Origin of the sequence: Antarctobacter sp., from assembly GCF_034670325.1 — a bacterium.
Taxonomy (GTDB): domain Bacteria; phylum Pseudomonadota; class Alphaproteobacteria; order Rhodobacterales; family Rhodobacteraceae; genus Antarctobacter.
The window spans coordinates 128,281-144,827 of record NZ_JAXMNR010000008.1 but is presented as its reverse complement, the minus strand read 5'-3'; the positions used below and the strand labels follow the sequence as shown (position 1 = coordinate 144,827).

Genomic DNA, 16,547 nt, shown 5'->3' with positions numbered 1-16,547 from the left:
AAGTTTGCGGCATTACGCGTGCCGCGACTATCGGCACGCGCACAAAACGGACGCGGGTCGCCAAAGTCATGACGGCGGCATTGTCCGCACAGCCGACCTTTGGCGTCCCATGTGAACCCCGTTTGTCCCGTTCAACTGGACATCTGGCCCCTGATAAAGCAGTGGCTTCACGACCCAGCTGCTGAGGTCGCAATGGGGGGCCGGTCATGGGTGTCAGCCAATGACCCCCTGTTCGCGCAACGCGTTCAACTGCTCTTGGGTCATGCCGAGTTCGTCTTTCAGAACATCGTCGGTATCCGCCCCAAGCTCGGGCGCGGCGCGGTCATAGACGTTTGGCGTGTCGGAAAAGACAATCGGGTTTGCAATGACGTCCATCTTTCCTGCGGTCGCATGAGTCACGCTGCGGCGCAGGTTGCGGGTCTTGAACTGCACATCCTCCAGTACGTCATCAAACCCGTTGATCGGCCCGGCAGCAATGCCGACGGCCTCAAGCTCTGCCTGCAAGTCAGCCGCATTCCATGCCGCGATCTGGCTTTGCAACAGTGGCACCAACGCTTCCTTATGGCGCACGCGTTCGAGGTTGGTGGCATAGCGGATGTCCTCGGGCAGGTCCGAACACCCGAGCAGATCACACAACCGCTGAAACTGGGGGTCATTCCCAACGGCGATCATGATTGGCTTATCTGCCGCATCGAACACCTGCCACGGGCAGGTAATCTGTGACGCGGTGCCATTGCGAAAGGGGACTTCCCCGCTGGAGATGTAATTCATTGCAACGTGTGAGGCGGCGTGGACCTGCGCATCAAAAAGCGCGATATCCAGATGCTGACCGCCGCCGCCCGCCACATCGCGATGGTTCAGCGCCGCAAGGATGCCGATAACGGCATAGTAACCGGCGTTGATGTCCGAGATCGAATAACCAACAAGGTTGGGTCCCGCACCGGGCGCGCCATCGGGCACGCCGGTGATGCTCATCACACCGCTCATCGCCTGAAAGATCGGGTCGTAGCCGGGCAGATGGCTGCGCGGTCCGGTCTGTCCGAAACCGGTGACAGAACAATAGATCAACTTTGGATTGATCTTGGACAGGGTCACGTAATCGAGGTTGAAGCGGGCCATGTTCCCCACCTTGAAGTTCTCGATCAGCACATCCGCCTCGGCGGCAAGCTTTGTCACGATCTCCTGCCCTTCCGGTTTGGACAGATCGACCGCGAGGGATTTCTTGCCCCGGTTCATTGCCAGAAAGGATGAGGTCAGCCCGGTCTCTTTGCCTTCAGCATCGAGGTGCGGCACCCCCATCCGGCGGACATCGTCCCCGCCCCGGACATGTTCGACCTTGATGACCTCGGCACCAAAATCCGCCAGCATCTGCGCGGCCCAGGGGCCTGCGAAAACGCGGCTGAGGTCGAGAACTTTAAGGTGAGACATCGCACCGGCCATGGCGACCTCCTGTTGGGCAAGGCTGACAATACAGTCCATAAACTAGCTGAATGCTTTTTAGACGATCCGTCTTGCCGGATCAAATCAAAACATAATAAGCTAGCACAACTAAACGTTTTCGCATACTTCCGGTCAGAGCCGGTCAAAGAAACTTCGGAGAAATCAGATGCCTGAGACAGGTAAGCCATCGCAGGCCGCAACAGCAATCCGCAAAAGCGCCGTGGCGCGGTATCTTCAGCTTGCCGCGCTGTTTCGCCGTCGCATCGAAACAAACGAATGGCCGGTCGATTCCCGCATTCCTACGGTAGAGGAACTGGCCAAGGAATGCGGCGTCGCCAACATGACGATCCGGCAGGCCCTGAGCCTGCTGGAACAGGAAGGGCTGATCGAGAGATTCCGCGCCAAGGGAACCTTTGTGCGCAAAAGAAATTCGCGAGACCTGTGGTGCGAGGTCCAGACCGACTGGAACGGTTTGCTGATGGCGCGCGACAACGCCGAGATTGAACTTTTGAGTTCCGAGACCGGGACAAAACCGACGGATTACCCCGCCGGGATCAGCGACCTTGCCGAGTCTTACCTGCATCTGAAACGGCGCCACCGCCGGGAAGGAGAGGCCTTCCTGCTGGCGGATGTCTTTATCGACGAACGCCTGAGTTCAAAGATCGACAAGGCCCATTTCACCTCCAAAACCTCGATGCGTCTGATCGCGGATATTCCCGGCCTCAAGATTGTAGACGCCCGACAGATCCTGACCATCGGCTCGGCGGACCCCGAGATCAGTGAATTACTAGGGGTTTCGCTTGGGGATCCGGTCGCTTACGTCCAACGTATCGCGGTGGCAGAGGACGGAACGATGGCCCTGATTGCAAACGGCATCTATCGTGGGGACATGGTCCGGGTCGAGATCAAACTGACCTGACGGACCCACGCCGGGCATCAGGCCTCGCCCGGTGGAATATCCCTCATCCGGCGCGACCTGATCATGCTTCGCACCCCGCCAAGGGCGGCCCAAAGCAGCATCAGCGCCGAGAGTGCTAGTATGAATCCGGTCAGCGGATCGGACACCACACGCATCGCGTCGCCCCGCGCCATCAGCATGGCGCGCCGGAGGTTTTCCTCCAGCATCGGCCCAAGGACAAAGCCAAGGATCAGCGGTGCCGCCGAGTATCCCGTACACTGCAAGAGGTAACCCAAACCACCAAAGATAACGACCAGACCAACGTCGAACACGCTGGTGCGCATGGAAAATACACCGATACAGATCAGCGCAATGACCACAGGGTAGATGTATTTGTACGGAAACTGCAGCACCTTCACCCACAGCCCGATCAGCGGAATGTTCAGCACCAAGAGGAACAGGTTGCCGATCCAGAAACTGGCAATGAGGCCCCAGAAAATCGTTGGATGGTCCGACACCAGCAACGGACCGGGCGTGATGCCGTGAATCATTAGCGCGCCCAGCATGATCGACATGGTTGCACTGCCCGGAATGCCGATGGTCAGGGTCGGGATAAAGGCGGTTTGTGCAGCAGCGTTGTTGGCCGACTCCGGCGCAGCCACGCCCTGAATTGCGCCCCTGCCAAAGATGGTCTTGTCCTTGGCGACACGAATTTCGGTCGCATAGGCCAGAAAAGCCGCGATGACGGTTCCTGCCCCCGGCAGTGCGCCAAGAAAGCCACCGATCGTGCTGCCACGTGCCATCGGGCCAAGGGTTTTGCGCATATCGGCCCGGGATGGCAACATGCTGCGTATCGTCACCTTCTCGGTAATCTTGCGCGTTCCGGCGCCGCGGACGGAACTGACAACTTCGGCAATTCCGAACAAACCCATGGCGATGGCCACAAGGCTGACGCCATCACGCAGTTCCAGAAAGCCGAAGGTATAGCGAAACTCTCCAGACGTGACGTCGGTGCCAACCGTGCCAAGCAGCAGGCCCAGAACCACCATGATCAAGCCTTTGATCTTTGACCCGCCGCCGACTGTCACTGCTGCGACCAATCCCAAAAGCATCAGTGCGAAATAGTCACCCGGCCCAAAGCTCAGCCCGACCCGGGCGATGGCAGGGCCAAACCCCATGAGCGCCACAACGCCAACGCTGCCCCCGGTGAAAGAGGCAATGGCCGTGATGAACAGCGCATGACCGGCCCGTCCCTGCTTGGCCATCGGGTTGCCGTCAAGGCACGTCACCGCCGCCGATGGCGTCCCGGGAAGGTTCAGCAGGATCGACGCGATGGATCCGCCGTATTCACCGCCATAGTAGATGCCCGCCAACATGATCAGCGCGGTCGTAGGCTCAAGGTAGAAAGACAGCGGCAGCAACATCGAGATGGCCGCCAGCGACCCAAGACCGGGCAGCACGCCGATAAAGGTGCCCAGAAACACGCCGATGAAGCAATACAGCAGGTTTTCAAGGGTCATCGCCGTCGCGAAACCGAGAAGGATATTTTCCCACATGGCGTCAGAGTCCGAACTGAAAGAGGGGCATTGTCATGCCAAGCAGGCGCGAGAACAGCAGCCAGGCACAGAGCGAGGTCACAGAGGCGAGGATAAAGGCCGGACGCCAGCCGTAACCGGGTTCCGACAGCACCGAAAATCCGATCACGACAAAGAACGCCGGGATCAACCCGAACAGGTACATTGTCACGGCAAACCCGGCGACCCCGGCCAGAATGGCCATCATCGGCCGCCAGTCGAGATCTTGCGCCTCTGGCTTCATCAAGGCGGACACAATCTCGCACAGGGCGAGCAACGTCAGGATCGCGGAGAGGACAACGGGGAAATATCCCGGCCCCATGCGCCGTGCCGATCCAAAGTCATAGCCAAGCGCGATGATGAAGGCGCTGACGCCGATCACCGCCAAAATTGCCGCAACCGCTAGTCGCACCGTGACCATGTGCATCCGACGAGCCCCCTCATAGCAGAATTAAGGGGCAGCGTTTGCTGCCCCTAGAAGAAATCATTTGGTTTCGATGCCAGCGTCCTTGATCACACCGACCCATTTCGCACGTTCATCATTCAGGAACTGGGCTGCTTCAGCCGGGGCTGTCAGCGTAGGTGCAAGGCCCTGCTCGGCATAGGATTTCAGAACGTCTTCATCCTGCATCGCGGCGTTCAGCGCATCGGATAGTTTGGCCTGCACGTCGGCGGGTGTACCCTTGGGCGCGACCAGAAGGTTCCAAAGCGTCGCAGTGAACCCTTCAAAGCCACTTTCGATCACGGTCGGCACATCCGGCATCAGCGGAGAGCGGTCCGGCGACGAAACCGCGTAAGGCACGATGCCACCCGCGCGCACCTGCTCCGCCGCTCCAGGCGTGGTCAGCAAAGCGATATCCACATGCCCGCCAAGTACGTCGTTCATCAGCGGCGTGTTGCCCTGATAGGGAATGTGCAGGATTTCGACATCGGCAAGGCTCAGCAGGTATTCCATCGCCAGATGACCCGGCGTCCCCACCCCGGAGGTGCCATAGGTCAAAGCCTCGGGATCGTCCGCAGCGATTTGCAGGAGATCCTTCAGCGTGGTGGCCTCCAACCCGTTGCGGCCAGCGATGACAAGGCCCAGCGTGCCCATGACGCCGATCACGTCCAGTTCGCTGTCGATATCATAGCCTGCGTCCCGGCCCATCGCGGCGATCAGGATTGACGCACCGACCCCGCTGACGCCAAGGGTATAGCCATCGGGATCTGATTTCGCCACGTGACCGATGCCGACGGTGCCGCCCGCGCCCGGACGGTTTTCCACCAGCACCGGCTGTCCCAGTGTTCCGCTCATTTGCTCTGCCAGAATTCGCGCAACCACATCGGTCGACCCGCCCGGCGGGAAGCCGACAACCAGCGTGACAGGTTGACTCGGATAGTCCTGCGCAGACACCGCCGTCGCCCCGAACAGCGCAAGTCCACCCAATGCAAACGCCGTCAGGCTCCGACGTGTGAACCGTGTTATTGATCGTTTCATTGCTTCTTCCTCCCCACTTTTGGCCGCTTTTCAGAACACTATTGATCCAGCGTCTAAAAAGCTACTTTTATAGCTTTTCAGAAATCCTCCGGTGACGCAAGGAGAAATTCACCCACCCCGTCCCGAAGAATTTTGTATGGAACCGACGGAAACCGGCGATAGGTTCGTTTAGGTCAGCAACCATCCGCAATCGGAGGCCCCAACCCATGACATCCCCTAGGAAGACGCGCCGCACGGTCCTGACCGCCACACTTGGCGCGCTTGGCGCGGCAACTGCGCACCCGCTCTTGGCGGCAACGCTGACACCCGGCGCCACCGAAGGCCCGTTCTACCCGACACCGCCTATGCGCCATGCTGATGTGGACAATGACCTGGTCAAGATCATCGGCACCATCCGCGAGGCGGGCGGCGAGGTCATTACTCTCAAAGGCCGCGTCTTGGACAGGGAAGGCCAGCCCCGTGCCGGGCATCGCATCGAGATCTGGCAATGTGACATGAACGGCAAATACCTGCACAGCGGCGACCGGCAGAATATCGACTTTGACGCGGCGTTTCAGGGCTTTGGCCATGACATCACCGGTCCTGACGGCACCTATTCCTTTCGGACCATCAAACCTGTGACCTATCCCGGGCGCACGCCGCATATCCACGTCAAGGTCTTCAATGGCGACACCGAGCTGTTGACGACGCAGTTCTACATCGACGGTCATGCAGCCAATGGCCGGGATCGCATCTTCAACCGCATGTCCAAGGCCGAGGCCACGGCGGTGTCGATGGTCTTTACCGTCGGCGGCACTGGTGAAGAGACAACGGTCGACGTTGTCGTCTGATGCCGCAGGCATGACGCCCAAATACCGCCGGGTGCCAACGGTGTTTGGGCGTTTGGCTCAGGCCTCTCGCGCGGCGCGCATCTCTTCCAAGATGGCCGCGCGTTTGTCGAGCGCCGCATTGGTCGTTTGATCGTAAATGCTGTTGCCATGCGCATCGATCCCGACAGTCAGCGGCCCCAGCCGGTCGACCTCAATCCGGGCAATCCGGTAGTGTGAGATCATCTCGGGCCAGCCGATACCAGTGACCTGTTTGATGCCTGCGGTGATGATCTCGGCCCCACCGCCAAGAAAGGCAAGGTAGACGCAGCCTGCCTCGGCCATCGCCTTTGCGCTCTCGGCACTCAGGCCCCCCTTGCCGCCCGTGGCACGCAGGCCAAGACCGGGGATCAGGCGTGGCATGTGCGGGTTGAAGCGCGTGCTGGTGGTGGGGTTCATATAAACGATGCGAAGCGAGCCGTCCTCAGCCTCTTCATTCAGGCTGCCGAGGTGGAACAGTGCCGCCCCCTTCAGGTCAAAGGGCAGTGGCTCAACCCCGTCGAGGCAGCCCAAGAGCCGGTCATGGGTCGGCATGCCCGCCGTGGTGAATATTTCGCCCGTCAGATATACGAGATCGCCGACCTTCAGGCCGCGCACGGCCTCCTCAGACAGCGGCAGGGTCAATTCGTGTGCTTTAATCGTCATTCGCCCCACTCCATCCGTCCGTCACCCCAGATCTTTACGCTGGTGCGGCGGTTGATCCAGCAGTTGAAGGCCACAGCCACCGGGGTGAACCCGTGCCCGCTGGAATAATCGACATGCACGCCCAGAACGGTTGTGTCCCCGCCCGTTCCCATTGGCCCAAAGCCGAGGGAGTTCACCGCCTTGTACAGCCGCTCTTCCATCGCCGCGACCGTGGGGTCGGGGTTGGTCTGCCCGATCGGCCGCAGGGTCTGTTTCTTGGCAAGGCCCGCGCAATGATCAAAGGTGCCGCCAATCCCCACGCCCATCACAACCGGCGGGCAATGCTGCGCGCCGGCCTTGATCGCGACGTCAAGGATGTAGGTCTCGATTTCCTCGATAGAGGGAAAGGTGAATAATTCCAACGCCGCCCATCGGCCCGACCCCAGCGCCTTGGGCGAGCAAATCATCTCGACATAGTCGAGGCCACTCTCGAAATCATAGCTGACGATGGGCATGTCCTTGCCGTGATAACCCCGTTCCAGCGTAAGGGGGTTGGTCACATGTTTGAGCATTGGCGGTTCGATGGTCTCGACCAGATCCTCATAGCCCGCGCGGATCGACGCCTTGAAATCGCAAGCCAGTTCCGCCTTGGCGCCGACCTTGACGAAATAGACCGGCACGCCGCTGTCGGAGCACACGAAACGGTCCTTCTTTTCCGCCAGTTCGGCGCTGCGCAACTGAAGCTCCAGCGTATGGCGCGCGGTCTCGTTGGTTTCCGTCGTCATCGCCTTGGCAAGCGCGGACTTCGCGTCCTCAGGCACCTTGCGCAGCGCCCGCGAGAACAGCTCTTTCGTCGCGCTGTGGATCATCTCATCCGTGATAGCCATGTCCGGCTCCTTGCCTTTCCAAAGTGACCCGCTAGTGACCAAGCCCCAGCAAACGCCGGATTTCGGCGATCAAGTCGTGGCGATTTTCCCGTGTGAACACAGCCGCATGGGGGGAAAACACGCAGGTCGGCAGATCCAGAAACCGGGCGTCCGGCGTTGGCTCATTCTCGAAGACATCCAGCGCCGCCCCCGCGATCCGCCCCTGTTCCAGCGCCGCGATCAGGGCAGGCTCATCGACCACCGACCCGCGCGAGACGTTCACAAGAAACCCCTCCGGCCCCAGCCGTTCCAGCACATCCGCGTTGACAAGGCCCCGCGTGGCTTCGCCGCCCGCGCAGGTCAGGACCAGCACGTCGACCGATCCCGCCAAGGCCCCGATATCCGCGGCAAAAGTCCACGGCACGTCTTTCGGGGCGCGCCCGGTATAAGAAACTGCGCAGCCAAGCGCGGACAGCTTTTCCGCAACGCGGCTGCCGATACGACCCAGCCCGACCACGCCCACACGCCGCCCCGAAACGCGCCGCCCCAGCGGAGCGCGGCCCTTGGCCCAATCGCCCCGGCGCACAAAGCGGTCATTGGCCGCCACATTGCGCAGGACGGCAAAGACAAGCCCAACCGCGCATTCGGCGGTGTCTTCGGTCATCACGTCAGGTGTGGGATGCAAAGTGATCCCACGCGCCTCTAGGTCGGCCAGATCAAAGACGTCGGTGCCCGCACCCACGCTGGCAATTGTCCGCAAGCCCGGCAAAAGCGCCAGAACCTCGGCCCCCGCCCCGCCGATGGCAGAGGTCAGGCCGTGCGAGATAGCCGCGCGCGCCTGCGGCCCCATCTTCGCAAGCACCTCGGCTCCAAGCAGCGTCACATCGCCGTCGAGCGCGGCCTTCACATCGGGCGGGATGCGCCCCAGCAACGCGACCTGCTTTGCCTGTGTCATGTCAGCACCTTGCAGACCGGAACCATCAGGGTTTGAACACCGGGGCGCGCTTTTCGCGGAAGGCGGCCATCGCCTCGGCACTGTCTTCCGAGGTTGACAGCGCCTTGGTCTGGTCCTGTTCGAACCGGTAGCCTTCGTAGATCGACAATCCTTCGGTCACCTGGAACGAGGCCTTGGCCGCGCGCACCGCCGACGGGCTCGCCTTGGCGATATCGCGGGCGATGCCCATGGCGGTGTCCATCAGATCCTCTGGCGCGGTGCAAGCCGAGGCGACGCCCATGCGGAACAAGTCCGGCCCGTACATCCGCCGCGCCGACAGCAGCATCAACCGCGCGTCGGACTCTCCCAGATGACGGCGCACATGGGCGACGCCCCCGGCAAGGCCCACGTTGACCTCGGTCATTTGCAGATAGCCCTTTTCGGAGAACACCAGAATATCACAGCACAGCGCCGTCACGCAGCCCGCGCCGATAGCCGGGCCGTTGACCGCCGCGATCACCGGCCTGGGGCATTCCATGATACAGTCGAAGCTGGCCCGGACACGGCGGTTGTGCGCGGTGTAATTGCCCGGCTCTTGCGTCGGCCGCTCGGACAAGTCGGCCCCGGCCGAGAACGCTTTGCCCTCGCCTGTCAGCACGATGGCCCGCACATCCGTCCGGTCGCCCAGGCTGTCCATGACCAACTGCATCTCTTCGCGCAGCTTGTTGTTCTGGGCGTTCACAGGCGGGCGGTTGATCGTCACCGTCGCAACATAGTCGGCAACCGAAACCGACAGCGTTTCCAGATTCATCGTCGTTGTTCCCCGAGCAGCAGATGTTTGTTGGATTGCCCCTTTTTTACACAGCCGCCTTATCGACACAAGCACTACATCTAATAATATAGCTTTTTCGAATACCGAACCATCCGACCCGCCCTACCATGACGCATCCCAGTGCGGCCTCCCAAAAAATTCTTGAAAAATATAAAAAACCATGTTTATAGCTTTTGTAGCTAAGGGAGGCTTAACATGCGTATCGGAAAAACACTTGTCGTCGGTCTGACGGCCGCCGGTTTGTCGGCAACATCAGCATTTGCGGACACCTGCCCCGCCGACTATCCGGGTGGCAACATCAATTTCCTTGTCGGCTACGGTGCCGGCGGCGGCACGGACACGGTCGCCCGGAGAATCGCCAGCGATATCGAAACCGCGACCGGATGGACCATCGTGGTTGACAACCGCCCCGGGGCCAGTGGCGGCGTCATGGCGCGCGGTCTGCTGGACGCAGAGGCAAATGGCCTGACGGTCGGCGTGGTCAGCAACACCACCGTCGCCATCAACCCGCATGTCAACGCGGCCATGGGCTATTCCCATGATGACTTTGCCTATCTCGGGACCGGCATGGTGCTGAACTACGGCTTGGTCACGCTCGCGGACGCGCCTTACGACACGCTCGAAGAGTTCGTGGACTACGCCCGTGACAAGGGCCGCGCGACGATTTCTGTCGGCGCGTCGAGCCATACCATCGCCGTCGACACATTGGCCGAACACTTTGACATCAAGCTCATCGCCGTACCGGGCAAAGGTTCTGCCGCCGCACTGCAAGAGGCGCTTGGCGGGCATGTGGACGCCACCATTCAGGGCGCGGCACATGTGCCGCAGATCGAAGCCGGGAAAATGGTGCAGCTTGCCACACTGACCTCGAACCGCGCCAGCTATGCCCCCGACGCCAAAACCGCCGAGGAAAGCGGCGTGGACCTGTCGATCGAGGGTCACATCATCTTCATCATGAACAATGACACCCCCGCCGAAGTGCAATCCTGCCTCGCAGACGCGCTGGCCGCCGTCACCTCTTCCGACGCCTACGTCGAGTTCCTTGCAGGTCGCTCTGCGGTTCCCGGCAACATGGGGCCCGAGGGCACTGCGGCATGGGTCGCCGAGGCTTCGGAGTTCTACAAATCCCGGCTGGCCCAGTGATCAACGTTGAACGCATACAGGGCATCGTCGTCCTTGGATTCGGAATTGCACTGCTTGTGTGGCTGGTGCCGACCTATGTGACCTCGATGCCCGGCGACCCGCTGGATCCATCCATCTTCCCTCGGGCAGCCGCCTGGATCCTGTCCGGGTTGGGCTTGGCACAAATCGTGCTGGCCCGCCCCGGCGGGTCGGTGCCCGCCGGCCGTGAAGTCTTTGGCTTTGTCTGCTTCATACTCGCGCTTGTGATCGCGGCGCTGCTTTTGCCAATGGTCGGCTTTCTGCCAGTGGCCTGCGGCTTGATGCTGGCAAGCCTCGTCCTGTTGCGCGAACGCAGACCCCTTTGGGCCGCCATGACGTTGATCGGTGTACCGGCCTTTGTCTGGTTCCTGTTCACCGTCCTGCTGTCACGGTCCCTATCCTAACGCCTTGAGGAATCCTCATCATGGTCGATTTTTCCCTCCTGCTCGCAGGGTTCGCGGATGTATTCACCCTAACGAACATGCTGTTCATCCTCGGCGGAGTGGCCTTGGGCCAGATCGTCGGCGCCATACCGGGGCTCAGCATCATCATGGCCTTGGCGATTGCCGTGCCGCTGACCTACGGGCTGGACACACTGGCGGCGATTTCCTTCCTGATTTCGGTCAACAAGGGCGGCACGATTGGCGGCGCGGTGCCTGCGATCCTGCTTAATGTGCCGGGGTCGGCGGAATCGGCGGCGACCACGATGGACGGCCACCCGATGGCCAAGAACGGCAAACCGATGAAGGCGATGAAATACGCGCTCTATCACTCGGTTTCTGGCGATCTGGCCAGCGACATCGTGCTGATCCTGTTGGCGGCCCCCTTGGCCATTGTGGCGCTCAATATGGGACCAGTTGAGATCACCGCGCTGATGATCCTTGCCTTTACAGTCATCAGCGGTCTGGTCGGGGATTCCATGATCAAGGGGCTGATTTCGGCTGCCTTCGGCATTCTGGTCGCGACCGTGGGCCTTGATCCGGGCATGGCGACGCCGCGCTTTACCTTCGACATTCTGGAGTTTTACGACGGCGTACCGCTGACCGCCGTCAGCATCGGCGCGCTGGCCATGAGCGGCGTGCTGGTCGGCCTGTTGGGCATGCGCGCGACGGATGAGACCCAGAACTCCGCCATCTCGATCAAAGGTCGCACACGCGAAGAAAGCGTCGTCACCTTCGCCGAGTTCTGGGCCAACCGCTTTGTCGCGATGCGCGCCTTTTTCATCGGCACGATCATCGGGGCCATTCCGGGCCTTGGGTCAACCACTGCCGGTTTCCTCAGCTATTCCGTGAACAAACAAGCCGCCAAGGACCCCGAGGCGTTTGGCAAAGGCGACGCACGTGGCATCGCAGCCTCTGAAACCGCCAACAGCGCCGTGGTGGGGGCAAACCTGATCCCGCTGCTGACCCTTGGCATCCCCGGAAATATCGCGGCGGCACTGCTGGTGTCTGCCTTTATCATCCACGGCATCCAGCCCGGCCCCCTTCTGTTCGAGCAGCAGGCCCAACTGGTCTATGGCATGTTCGGCGCGATGTTGGTGGCAAACTTCTGCAACCTCGGCGTCGGCCAGTTCGGGATGCGGTTCTGGGCGATGGTGGTGTCGGCTCCGGGCACCGTCATCTATCCGGCGGCCATGCTGCTCTGCTTTGCGGGGTCCTTCGTGATCACCGGCGCGACCTTTGGCGTATACGTCATGATCACGGCAGCGGTGTTCGGCTACCTGATGCGGTCCTTCGGCTATTCCATCGTCGCCTTCATCGTGGCCTTCCTGCTGACCCCACAACTGGAAAGCGCGGTGGTCCGGGCGCGGCTGATCACCAATGACAATCCTGCGGAACTGTTTAGCCACCCCATCGCGCTGGTCCTGATCGCCATGTCCGTCGGCTCGATCATCTACCTTGGTCCGCGCAAGAAAAAGGCACCCCGGGATGGGGATCTCCCGGCCCCTACAAGTCAGTAACCGATAGGGTCGCGACGCTCACCCGCGCCACTGGCATTATCATTCCGGTCATCCGGTGAAATCCGCAATATGACCGGAAAACGCCCAAATCATCTGAGATGCCGCATCATTGTCAGGTTTGAGAAACGACATAGATTGCGACGACAGCCATTGATTGGCCTAAAGAGCATTCAGACGGTTTTCAGATCACCGGAATGGTGTCGATAAACCCTGATTTTGGCTGGCTGACAAACGCCCACAACAGGCCCGATGCATGTTGCCTTGCAGGCATCAAGTCGCGGGCATGTCAATGCATTCCACACCGTGGCGACCCATGCAGGTGCGACGGACAGTGGAGCACCAGCGCTTTGCCCTTACTATCATCCGGATTACTGCGCTGCCTTTGTCCTTGATCCCGACAGCCACAAAATCGAAGCGGTGTGCCGCCTGCCAAGAACCTGAACGTTAGAATACGCTCCGCCCGGAAATTCGCGTTCGTCCAGACAGAACAGTCCGCATTGCAACCGCCCCTAGTCGTCGTTCAACACCTGATCCAGCTTTCCGGCAAGACGGCAACCGGAGACGGCGTGTCGATCATCTTGCCGTCAACGGACAGTTGAGAAGGCCGTAGGCGTCAGAAAGCTGGAGGCGATATTTGCGACGACCTCTCCGTGCGCCTCTTGGTGCGCCGCGCGCGCCGCGACCCATTCGGGATCGTTGGCAAAGGTGTTCCAGAGGCGTTCACGTTCCTCAAGGGATTCCCATGCCAGGAAATAGGTCAGGTCATGGTTCGACGGCCCGACCAGCGTGGTGAAAAAACCTGCGGGGCGCAGGCTGATCCGTTCCCATATCCGCAGGGTCGTATTCTCGAACCGCTGCAACAGTGCCGGCATACCGCCGGGAACACAGGAATAGACGCGCATCTCATAAATCATGGTGTATCCTTTGGGGGTTCTGCCAAGGAATGGCGGTCAGCCGATGACGGCGGTCTGGTCAGAGTAGCGAACGGTGACGGTCATTGCGCCCTCGTTCAGCATCCAGCGGGTCAATGTGTACTGCCGCAATCCAGCAGCATGAAACGGATCGGCGTCGGCAAAAGCGCGGGCCTCGGCCTCATTCTTGGCGCGGACGATGATCATCCCGCCGTAGGGGACGGTCTCGCCCTCGTGGAACAGTGGGCCGGCACCAAACAGGATACCATCGCGTTCCATCTTGATCTGATAGTCCAGATGCGCAGGCAAAACCTCTTTCATGCCGGGACCGCGCGCCGGTGTCGTGGTGATCACATACAGGTTTCGGCGCAGCATCGTGGCATAGAGGTCTTCGGGCTTTGGTCCACTCATGATGCCTCTCCGTTGGTCCAATCGGGGTTGGCCCGCCAATGTCCTATCGGCGGGCCGAAGTGCTCAGCGCTTGTCGATACCTGCCGTTTCGATCACGTCCGTCCATACGGCGATCTGGCGCTTGATCAGATCGGTCATCTCTTCGCCGGTCGAGGGTGAGACCTTTGCGCCAAGCGAGACGATCTTTTCGCTCACGGTCGGGGCGGCAAGGGCTGCGTGCACCTCGGCGCGGATGCGCTCAGCGATGTCGTCCGGGACGCCTGCGGGCATGCCGATGCCGGTCCACGACACCACGTCGAAATCGGGCGCCACGGTTTCGGCAACGGTCGGCACATCCGGCGCGTCAGGCCAGCGCTGGCCCGAAGTGATCGCAAGGATGTCATAGACGCCCGCCTCGGCCTGTGGCCGGATAACGGTGCCGGTATCGATTACAACATCCACCTCACCGCCCATCAGGGCCGTCGAGGCCGCGGCGCCCCCCTTGTAGGGAATGTGCAGGAACTCGGCACCTGTGCGCAGAGCCAGCAATTCACCGGTCAGGTGCTGGGTCGATCCGACGCCCGAATGCCCGATCTTGATGCTGCCCGGCGCGGCCTTGGCGGCGGCGATCAGCGCTTCAATCGACTCGTACTCGCCCGACCGGGCGGCCACCATGAAGGGGAACTGACCCAGGGTCGAGATGAAGGTAAAGCCATCGACAGACTCGTAGGGCAGGCTGTTGTAAAGCGCCGCCGCGACCGCATGACCACCGACCATCAACTGCATCGTGTAGCCGTCGGGGTCTTCCTTGGACACATAGCCAGAGGCGACGGTGCCGCCCGCGCCGGGGCGGGATTCCACGACCACCGGTTGGCCAAGCCCCTTGGACATCTCCTCGGCGATGATCCGCGATACGGCGTCGGCATTGCCGCCTGCGCCAAATCCGTGGACGATGCGCAGGGCGCGGTCAGGAAACTCCTGCGCCACAGCCGGAAATGCCAGTGCCACCGCCAGCGGCAGGGCTGTAAGCAATTTCTTGATCATTGTTTTCCTCCCAGTTGTTCAAGCCCTTGTTCGTGAAGTTTGCCTCGGGCTTGGTAAGGCTTGCCGTCCATCAAGGTGTCGACCGGACGGAGAATCTGCGGGCCACGAAACTCGACCAGATCGCAAAGGCGATGAGGAGGACCGAACAGCCTACCAGTACCGCGCTGATCGGGCGGGTCACAAAGATGGTGAAGTCACCACCATAAAGCAGCATCGCGCGGCGAAAGTTGTCTTCGAGCAGCGGCCCGAGCACGAAGCCGAGCAGCACCGGAGCAGGCTCGAACCGGTAATTTTTCATCAGGTAGCCCAGGACGCCAAAGGCCAGCGTCAGGACAACGTCGGTCACGCTGGTGCGGTGCGAATAGACGCCAACGCAGATCATCACGATGATCACCGGATACAGCTTCTGGTACGGAATGCGCAGCAGCAGAACCCACAGCCGGATCAGCGGAATATTGATCAGCAACAGGATGATATTGCCGACAAAGAAGCTTGCGATCACACCCCAGAACAGTTCCGGCTGATCGACCATCAGGCGCGGGCCGGGGATGATGCCGTTCAGGATCAGCGCGCCGATGATCAGCGCCATGACAGCGTCGCCGGGAATGCCCAGCGTCAGCGTGGGGATGAACCCGGTCTGGGCTGCGGCATTGTTGGCGGATTCAGGCGCGGCCAGACCCGGCAGATGCCCGGTGCCAAACTTCTTGGGCGTGCGGGAAAACCGTCTTTCCATCGCATAGGCCATGAAGGACGCGATGGCGGCCCCCGTGCCCGGAAGGGCGCCAAAAAAACTGCCGATTGTGGACCCGCGCAGAATTGGCAACCCAAGGGACCGCGCCTCGGCCTTTGTCGGGATGATGTCGCGCATCTGTATGGACAGCGGCGGGCCGGACGGGCTGCGCACGGCTGCGTTGCGGATGATCTCGCTGACCCCGAACAGTCCCATCGCCAACGACACAAGGCTGATCCCGTCGGCCAGTTCCGGCATCGCGACAAAGCGGTAATAGCCGGTCGTCTGATCCGCGCCAACAAGGCCCAGCGCGATCCCCAGAACGACCATGGCGAAGGATCGGATTTGCGACCCGGTCCCGATCAAGGACGCGGCGAGCAATCCGAGGATAACCAGCATCGCGTATTCCGGCGCGCCAAAGCGCAAGGCAATCAGTGTCATCGGAATGGCCGCGAGGACCAAGACAGCGACGCCGACCATGCCCCCGATGAAGGAGGAGAACGCCGCCACAAACAGCGCCAATCCCGCCCGGTTGTCTTGGCTGAGGGGATACCCCTCAAGACAGGTCACGACAGAGGATGGGGTGCCCGGCAGGTTCAGCAGGATCGACGCGATCGAACCGCCATATTGCGAGCCGTAATAGATGCCCGCCAGCATGATCATCGACGTGGTCGCGTCCAAATAGAATGTCACCGGCAACAGCAGCGAGATTGCGGTGATCGCCCCGATGCCCGGCAGCACTCCGATCAATTGCCCGATGAAGACCCCGATGAAGGCATACATCAGGATGTGCGGTTGCATCACGACACTCAGGCCAAGGAGGAACTGATCGATCAT

General features: G+C 61.0%; 17 protein-coding genes. 5 read left to right on the top strand and 12 right to left on the bottom strand.

Annotation, left to right across the window (positions count from 1 at the left end):
* Window positions 1-213 precede the first annotated feature (213 nt).
* Window positions 214-1,440: a CaiB/BaiF CoA-transferase family protein gene (locus tag VOI21_RS19310; protein ID WP_323771594.1), complete on the bottom strand. Its 1,227-nt coding sequence runs from the start codon at window positions 1,438-1,440 to the stop codon at window positions 214-216.
* Between the two features lie 166 nt (window positions 1,441-1,606).
* Here VOI21_RS19310 and VOI21_RS19305 point away from each other — a divergent pair, with 166 nt between their 5' ends.
* Window positions 1,607-2,359 carry a GntR family transcriptional regulator gene (locus VOI21_RS19305; protein ID WP_323771593.1) on the top strand — a complete coding sequence of 251 codons (753 nt, stop codon included), beginning with the start codon at window positions 1,607-1,609 and terminating at the stop codon, window positions 2,357-2,359.
* A 17-nt stretch (window positions 2,360-2,376) separates the two neighbouring features.
* On the opposite strand, the gene VOI21_RS19300 is transcribed toward VOI21_RS19305, so the two are convergent.
* From VOI21_RS19300 to VOI21_RS19290, 3 genes are read right to left on the bottom strand one after another with little or no spacing between them, the layout of a single operon-like run.
* Window positions 2,377-3,894, bottom strand: a complete 1,518-nt coding sequence (locus VOI21_RS19300; RefSeq protein ID WP_323771592.1) for a tripartite tricarboxylate transporter permease — start codon at window positions 3,892-3,894, stop codon at window positions 2,377-2,379.
* 4 nt (window positions 3,895-3,898) lie between these two features.
* The gene (locus tag VOI21_RS19295; RefSeq protein ID WP_323771591.1) at window positions 3,899-4,339 is read right to left on the bottom strand and encodes a tripartite tricarboxylate transporter TctB family protein; all 441 of its coding nucleotides are present in this window, start codon (window positions 4,337-4,339) and stop codon (window positions 3,899-3,901) included.
* Window positions 4,340-4,396: 57 nt separating this feature from the next.
* Entirely contained in the window at window positions 4,397-5,392 is a 996-nt protein-coding gene (locus tag VOI21_RS19290; protein ID WP_323771590.1) for a tripartite tricarboxylate transporter substrate binding protein, read from the bottom strand.
* Between the two features lie 206 nt (window positions 5,393-5,598).
* Here VOI21_RS19290 and VOI21_RS19285 point away from each other — a divergent pair, with 206 nt between their 5' ends.
* Window positions 5,599-6,222 (top strand): protocatechuate 3,4-dioxygenase, encoded by a 624-nt coding sequence (locus VOI21_RS19285; protein ID WP_323771589.1) that lies wholly within the window; start codon window positions 5,599-5,601, stop codon window positions 6,220-6,222.
* Between the two features lie 57 nt (window positions 6,223-6,279).
* Here the strand turns inward: VOI21_RS19285 and VOI21_RS19280 are convergent, their stop codons facing one another.
* From VOI21_RS19280 to VOI21_RS19265, 4 genes are read right to left on the bottom strand one after another with little or no spacing between them, the layout of a single operon-like run.
* Window positions 6,280-6,903: a fumarate hydratase C-terminal domain-containing protein gene (locus VOI21_RS19280; protein ID WP_323771588.1), complete on the bottom strand. Its 624-nt coding sequence runs from the start codon at window positions 6,901-6,903 to the stop codon at window positions 6,280-6,282.
* Entirely contained in the window at window positions 6,900-7,769 is an 870-nt protein-coding gene (locus VOI21_RS19275; protein WP_323771587.1) for a fumarate hydratase, read from the bottom strand. The genes VOI21_RS19280 and VOI21_RS19275 overlap by 4 nt, the downstream gene beginning before the upstream one ends.
* Before the next feature lie 31 nt (window positions 7,770-7,800).
* On the bottom strand, window positions 7,801-8,703 hold the full coding sequence (locus tag VOI21_RS19270; protein WP_323771586.1) for an NAD(P)-dependent oxidoreductase: 903 nt from the start codon (window positions 8,701-8,703) through the stop codon (window positions 7,801-7,803).
* 25 nt (window positions 8,704-8,728) lie between these two features.
* Window positions 8,729-9,493, bottom strand: coding sequence for an enoyl-CoA hydratase/isomerase family protein (locus tag VOI21_RS19265; protein WP_323771585.1), 765 nt, complete (start codon window positions 9,491-9,493; stop codon window positions 8,729-8,731).
* 216 nt (window positions 9,494-9,709) lie between these two features.
* Between VOI21_RS19265 and VOI21_RS19260 the strand changes: the two genes are divergently transcribed.
* From VOI21_RS19260 to VOI21_RS19250, 3 genes are read left to right on the top strand one after another with little or no spacing between them, the layout of a single operon-like run.
* Window positions 9,710-10,657, top strand: coding sequence for a tripartite tricarboxylate transporter substrate binding protein (locus VOI21_RS19260; RefSeq protein ID WP_323771584.1), 948 nt, complete (start codon window positions 9,710-9,712; stop codon window positions 10,655-10,657).
* Window positions 10,654-11,079, top strand: a complete 426-nt coding sequence (locus VOI21_RS19255) for a tripartite tricarboxylate transporter TctB family protein (RefSeq protein ID WP_323771583.1) — start codon at window positions 10,654-10,656, stop codon at window positions 11,077-11,079. Before VOI21_RS19260 ends, VOI21_RS19255 begins: the two co-directional genes overlap by 4 nt.
* Window positions 11,080-11,099: 20 nt before the next feature.
* The gene (locus tag VOI21_RS19250) at window positions 11,100-12,635 is read left to right on the top strand and encodes a tripartite tricarboxylate transporter permease (protein ID WP_323771582.1); all 1,536 of its coding nucleotides are present in this window, start codon (window positions 11,100-11,102) and stop codon (window positions 12,633-12,635) included.
* Between the two features lie 584 nt (window positions 12,636-13,219).
* On the opposite strand, the gene VOI21_RS19245 is transcribed toward VOI21_RS19250, so the two are convergent.
* From VOI21_RS19245 to VOI21_RS19230, 4 genes are all read right to left on the bottom strand, one after another.
* Window positions 13,220-13,549, bottom strand: a complete 330-nt coding sequence (locus VOI21_RS19245; RefSeq protein ID WP_323771581.1) for an NIPSNAP family protein — start codon at window positions 13,547-13,549, stop codon at window positions 13,220-13,222.
* A 36-nt stretch (window positions 13,550-13,585) separates the two neighbouring features.
* Window positions 13,586-13,957: a YciI family protein gene (locus VOI21_RS19240; RefSeq protein ID WP_323771580.1), complete on the bottom strand. Its 372-nt coding sequence runs from the start codon at window positions 13,955-13,957 to the stop codon at window positions 13,586-13,588.
* 63 nt (window positions 13,958-14,020) lie between these two features.
* A complete protein-coding gene (locus tag VOI21_RS19235; protein WP_323771579.1) occupies window positions 14,021-14,980 on the bottom strand; it encodes a Bug family tripartite tricarboxylate transporter substrate binding protein in 960 nt (319 codons plus the stop codon).
* 70 nt (window positions 14,981-15,050) lie between these two features.
* A complete protein-coding gene (locus tag VOI21_RS19230; protein WP_323771578.1) occupies window positions 15,051-16,547 on the bottom strand; it encodes a tripartite tricarboxylate transporter permease in 1,497 nt (498 codons plus the stop codon).